6 protein-coding genes are annotated in these 5726 nt (G+C 56.2%); all 6 read right to left on the reverse strand.

Annotated features, from left to right (window positions below; all coding sequences use genetic code 11):
• On the reverse strand, positions 1–135 hold a 135-nt coding region (locus tag NKJ91_RS33250), incomplete at its 3' end, for a helix-turn-helix domain-containing protein (protein WP_502903661.1).
• A gap of 468 nt (positions 136–603) precedes the next feature.
• Complete coding sequence (gene ehuA / locus NKJ91_RS33255) at positions 604–1428, reverse strand: ectoine/hydroxyectoine ABC transporter ATP-binding protein EhuA (RefSeq protein WP_352458879.1); 825 nt, start codon at positions 1426–1428, stop codon at positions 604–606.
• Entirely contained in the window at positions 1428–2096 is a 669-nt protein-coding gene (ehuD, locus tag NKJ91_RS33260; protein ID WP_352458880.1) for an ectoine/hydroxyectoine ABC transporter permease subunit EhuD, read from the reverse strand. The genes ehuA and ehuD overlap by 1 nt, the downstream gene beginning before the upstream one ends.
• A 3-nt stretch (positions 2097–2099) precedes the next feature.
• Positions 2100–2765: an ectoine/hydroxyectoine ABC transporter permease subunit EhuC gene (gene ehuC, locus NKJ91_RS33265; RefSeq protein ID WP_352458881.1), complete on the reverse strand. Its 666-nt coding sequence runs from the start codon at positions 2763–2765 to the stop codon at positions 2100–2102.
• 417 nt (positions 2766–3182) lie between these two features.
• Positions 3183–4025 carry a transporter substrate-binding domain-containing protein gene (locus tag NKJ91_RS33270; protein WP_352458882.1) on the reverse strand — a complete coding sequence of 281 codons (843 nt, stop codon included), beginning with the start codon at positions 4023–4025 and terminating at the stop codon, positions 3183–3185.
• Positions 4026–4241: 216 nt separating this feature from the next.
• On the reverse strand, positions 4242–5072 hold the full coding sequence (locus tag NKJ91_RS33275; RefSeq protein WP_352458883.1) for a helix-turn-helix transcriptional regulator: 831 nt from the start codon (positions 5070–5072) through the stop codon (positions 4242–4244).
• Positions 5073–5726 lie beyond the last annotated feature (654 nt).

A 5726-nucleotide genomic window follows, 5' to 3' on the forward strand; every position in this document is an offset into this window, starting at 1 on the left:
AATGTATTTGCGCACCGTCTTGCGGTCGATCCCGCTCTCCCTGGCGATCGCCGACACCGACAGGCCCTGCCGATGCAAATCCAGTATCATCATCATCTCCCCGATCTTGATCACCGAAATCCCTCTCCCGACCATCAGGAGACGCATCAACGATCACGCGCCGCCGGTCTCCCGGAGCGCGCTCCGGAAGACCGGCGGCAGCGCTAAACTGGGGAAGATTCAAATGGCACTTCTGGGGAGTATTGAGCCGGCATCGACAACCAACCGTTAACCGACCCTATTCTCCTTTTTTAATCCCGTGGCGTTCGAGACATCGCAGAACGCAATCGCGATGTCTCCGACTTGGCTACTGGCTCGCACTGCCAAGCCGCCTCCATTCCCACTAACGTCATGAACATTTCGCTTGGCTTGGCCAAATAGAGCGTCGGCGAGTGGCGGTACACGTCGGCCGTGTCGAAGAAAGTTGCGCATCGGCTTGTCGTTGCAAGTCAGGTGGCAGGCGGCGGCGTCTCGAAGGAAAGGGGTACGACCGCGGGAGTAATCCCCGCCAAACTGAGGCGTGCTTCGGAGTTCTCGGCATGTTGGCCGACACGCCCAAGTCCCCTATACTGCCTCCTTCACGGTGCTCAGGAATTGCTGCGTGCGCTTGCGTAGCGGATTGGCGAAGAGCTCCTCCGGCGGGCCCTGATCCTCTATCCTTCCGCCGAAAAAGAAACAGACACGATCGGCGTTGTTGCGGGCGAAGTTCATCTGGTGCGTGACCATCAGCATGGTCAGGTTGTGCTCCGACACCAGACGCCGGATCACGTTCGTCACCTCGCCAACGCCTTGCGGGTCGAGAGCCGAGGTTACCTCGTCGAATAGCATCACCTTGGGCCGCATCGCAAGCGCTCGGGCGATCGCGACGCGCTGCTGCTGCCCCCCGGATAGCCGCGAAGGATGCTGGTCGCGCTTGTCAGCCATGCCGACCATCTCAAGCAGTTCCTCGGAGCGCTCTCGGGCCTCCTGGCGCGGAATGCCCAGCACGTGCACCGGCCCTTCCATGCAGTTCTCCAGCGCCGTCATGTGCGGGAACAAATTGAAATGCTGGAAGCACATGCCGATTTTCGAGCGCATGGACCTTAGATGCTTCTGGCTCGCGGGCACCAGCTTGCCATCCTTCTCCATGTGCGTGAGCGGCTTGCCGTCGACGTAGATGACGCCCTCGTTGATGCGTTCCAGTGTCATCAGCGCGCGCAACACCGTGCTCTTGCGCGAGCCTGACGGCCCGATGATGGTGACCATCTCGCCCCCTGCGACATCGAGATCGAGGTGTTCGAGAACGGTCAGAGAGCCGTAACGCTTGGCGACCTTCTGGAAGCGCACCATCGGCACACCCGCGCCGGTAAGCTCCAGCGGATATTGGGAAAGGTCTTCTGTTTCGTCCATCAGTTCATCCCGAGTTTGCGGCGAATCCAACCATCGAAGCTGCGAAGAAGGGCGGCCAACGGCAGTGAGATCAAGAGGAAGATGATTCCGACCATCGTGTAGGGTTCAAGATAGCGATAGTTTTCCGAGCCGATTGAGTTTGCGGTTTGCATCAATTCCGCAACGCCGATGACCGACAGCACGGGCGCGTCCTTGAAGATGCCGACCAAATAATTCCCCATGCCCGCCACGGAAGGCGGCAGCGCCTGAGGAATGATGATGCGGAAATAAGTACGCGCCGTCGACAGATTGAGCGAGGTCGCCGCGTCCCACTGACCCTTTGGCACGTTTTCTAGACCCCCGCGGTACACCTCCGAAAGGTAGGCCGCATAGTGAAGCCCGATGGCTATTATGCCCGCCACCCACGGCGAAAGGACAACGCCGAACTCCGGCCCGACGTAGAAGAGGAAGAAAATCTGCAGCACGAGCGGCGTAGAGCGAATGAACTCGACCGCTTCGCGCACGGTAATTGTCAATGTCCTGGACGGCGTGCGTTGCGCCAACGCGAATGCAAGCCCCAGGACCATCGCGATGATGTAACCGATGCCGGCTGCCAAAAGCGTCTTTCCGGTCGCCGTCAGCAGGCGGGGGAGAATTTCCCGGGTGAAATCCCAGTCCCAACCGAACATCGGCTACGCCCTTCCCAACTTGCGGTCCATAAAGCGTTCAAGCCAGCGCATGAAGGGCGTGATGATGAAACGGGCCATGACGTAGTAGATGATTATTGCGGTTCCGAAGGCCTTCGCGGACATGAAAGTCGTGGCGTTTATCTGCTTGGCTTGGAACGTCAGGTCGGCGACCGAGATCAATGAGACCAGGGCGGTTCCCTTGAGAAGCTCGATTAGCAAATTGCCCCAAGGCGGCAGCATGAGGACCAGAGCCTGTGGAAGAATGATGCGTCGCATGCGTGTCAGCGGCGACATGTTGATCGCCAAGGCTGCCTCCCACTGTTCCCTGGGCACTGAGAGGATCGCGCCGCGAACCAGCTCCGCCCCGTAGGCTCCCAGGTTCATGCCGACGCCGATGAAGCCTGCCGTGAACTTGTCAAGCGAGAGCCCGAACAGCGGCAGGACGAAGAAGATCCAGTAAAGCTGGACGAACAGCGAGGTGCCGCGGAAGAGCTCAATATAAAGTATGGCGATCCAGCGTGTTGTGCTGAGCGGCGCTAGACGCATGAGGCTCGCGGTCAGGGCCAGCACGACTGCAAGAGCGATGGACAGCACCGCCTGCACCGCCGTGATCAGCGTGCCGCTTAGCAGCCGATCTCCATGTGTGACAAGGAATTCAAGATAAGACATTGGCGAGCTGAAAGATGAACGGAAAATCGTACGTCTACCGGTAACCCGGAGCGAGCGGCTCAATCCCCCCGTTACTGTTGCAACAATCGGGCGACCCGAAGTGCCACCGCGTCACTGAGCGTCATGGCGGCCTGGCGCACGCTCGGGTCGAGATCTCGATCAGATCGCCGGCCTCTTCCACCAGCATCAGGGCGGAGAAAAACGTCAGGGCGTCCGCGTCTGCGCGACCCCGGATCTTTCCCCAGCCTCCATCCGGCCACGCGATGGTAAACAGCTGCCACGAAATCTTGCCCAAGCACGACGGCGGTCACGGTGTCTTCGAAGATTTTCGCTTGGTCATGTCATAACAATAGATGTTCATCTTCCGCCCTCCCGCGCATTGGTGGGACCGTGGAACGAGGCGGCTCCATGGAATAACTAACGATGCGAGCAAATCCACTCGGTTGTCATGTCATCTGGAAGGCGGTCAGGTAATACCCCATATCTTTTTACAGACTTCATCATTTCCTCAGATCCGAGATACTTCCTCAAGGCCTCGTTGAACTTGATAACGAAGTCAGCATCATCCAAGCGGAATCCTATGCCCACCCAGTTTTGGGTCCACTCCGGCAGAGCATCGGGATCTGTCGCTTGAATTGTGCCATTGGACTGCTCCGCCATAGACTTGGCTTCAAAATAAGTCATGCTGCCGGCGTCGGCACGTCCTGCTTTGACCGACGCGAGGACCTCCGTGGGCCCGGGGACCTCCATAATCTTATCCTCAGCAATCCCTTCTTTTTTTGCGTCTGCAATCGTACTAGATTCACTATAGGTTACAACCACAGAACCTTTCTCAGCGATATCTCTGTAAGTGTTGATCTTTTTCGGATTACCGGTTGGCACAATAAAGGCAACCCCAGTCTTTGCGATTGGTTCGGAAAAAATGATACTTTTGCATCGAACATTTAAGATATACATTCCGCCAGTGATCAAATCGTAGCGATTTGCCTGAAGACCAGGGATCAGGCCTCCCCAGTCGGTGACAGTCGTCTCGACATTCGTGTCTCCCATCCTCTTCAAGACGTCTAAGGCGATCACATTTGCAAACCCTTTTGGCTGACCTTTTTGGTCGAGGAATCCGTACACTGGGACATTTGAGAATCCTATTCTGACTGGCTGTCCCGCATTGACACGATTAGTAAGCGGGCCGGCATCGACAGTCCATGTACTTACAAAGAGCGCGATCCCTGTCGCTAACACACTGAATTGCAGGTTAACCATTTAATAGACGCTCTGTTGCTGTTAACACTCGACACGACGTGTCCGCCACCGCCCCAACAAGCCGAACTACACGGACAAAACTACTCCACTAATTACCGTTTCAATGACGCAACCTTTATGCCGCAAACTTTCTTCGTGACCAAGGCGACAGCGGTTCCTATTGCGCAAGCAGCCCGTCTTCAGGTTAGCCGTCCGAGACGGTTTGAATGCCGCCCGTTACAATTCGACAATTCCGAAGTTTACAGCCTTTACAGCGGCGACCGTTCTGCTGGCGGCATCCAATTTTCGCATTACGTTTTTTATGTGGAAGTTGACAGTATTTATAGATATACCTAGAATGGTTCCTATTTCCCACGACGACTTCCCTCGCGCTGTCCATAGAATACATTCCCTTTCTCTTAGAGAAAGGTTAGGAGCGCCTTCGGTGGCGCTCAAATGCGTAACCTGCGATACTCTCATATGGAAATGTAACGCAGCAAGTTGCAAGTAGGAGATTGTTCCATTTTGGAATTCGCGGTGCGAAGGTTGAGCAAAGCTGATGATTGCAAAGCTGCCATCGGGGCCGTGAAATGGAACGCTAATGCCCGACCTTAAGCCGAACGTCGCAGCCTCGTCGAAGACGCGCCGTTCGTCTTCCGTCGTGCTTGCGTCGTTGTACACTTCGCTCCATCGAAAGGCGGCTGCCCTCTTTCGACTCGTCTTGATGATGGGGTCTATTCTGTCATAACCCATCTTGAAATAGCGCTCCTGCCATTTATTAGGATAATTCAGCATGACCGCCAGACCGCCTCGGCCTGAGCCCCAAAACCTTTGGTCCGACGTAAGAGAGCGATAGGCGATCCACGGGCAGTCAAGATTCAGGGCAAAAGCAGATAACAGGTCGAATAACTGCTGCGATCGGGCAACGCCATTGGTCTGGTCCAGAAATCGGGCGAACTGGGCAGCGACCTCCTGCCCGGCCACCGTTGGGAAATGCATTGACGGGACAAACGCTCTGGTTGCCAGCCCTCGACCTTGAGGTACTAAAGGCATGGGTGGGCGTTTCATGGACTCTGCTCCACAGCTATAGGCGCCGGATGTTGTCACTGGGTGCCCAAAGCTGGCGGCCGCAAGGCTGCGTCTCTGGGGCGCCGTGTCGTGGGCCCGGCATCGCCAAAGCTCTATCATATCGGCGAAGCAGCTAAATGTTATTTTAGGTTAATCTTTATTTAAAACGAGTTCTCTTTGAAGTTTATATAGGTAACGTTTTTGTTTAAGACCTGCAACGTTCTCTTTATTTGATTTAACAGCCCCCATCTATACTTTGCAGCCTTGATGCACGGCGATGAGGTTTCGGCAGCCTGAAGCGGTGAAGCGGCGATGTGGTCGCCGTTGCGGTGCTTTTCCACGAGCCTCTTCAGGCGCTGGCAGTGAACCGGCGTGATGGCAGGCCGGGGCTTGCAGGTTACGGTCGGCGGGTTCGTTTCGGGGCGTCAGCGCCCCATCGTTATGTCGCGAGCCGCGGAATGCGATCGAGGACGCTGGTCGGCGCAGAATGTCGGCGGGTGCAGACGGATTCGCGTCCTCATCTCGACCAATTGGGCGATGGCAAGTAAGCGCCAAGCTGACCCCATCTGGCGCGGCTTGAGGTGATGAGCGAGACATACTGACACTGAAGCAAGGAGCCGAGGAGCTTGCAGTGTCAATTTCTATGTCTGCGCC

Origin of the sequence: Mesorhizobium sp. M0040 (genome assembly GCF_040323505.1) — a bacterium.
Taxonomy (GTDB): Bacteria; Pseudomonadota; Alphaproteobacteria; order Rhizobiales; family Rhizobiaceae; genus Mesorhizobium.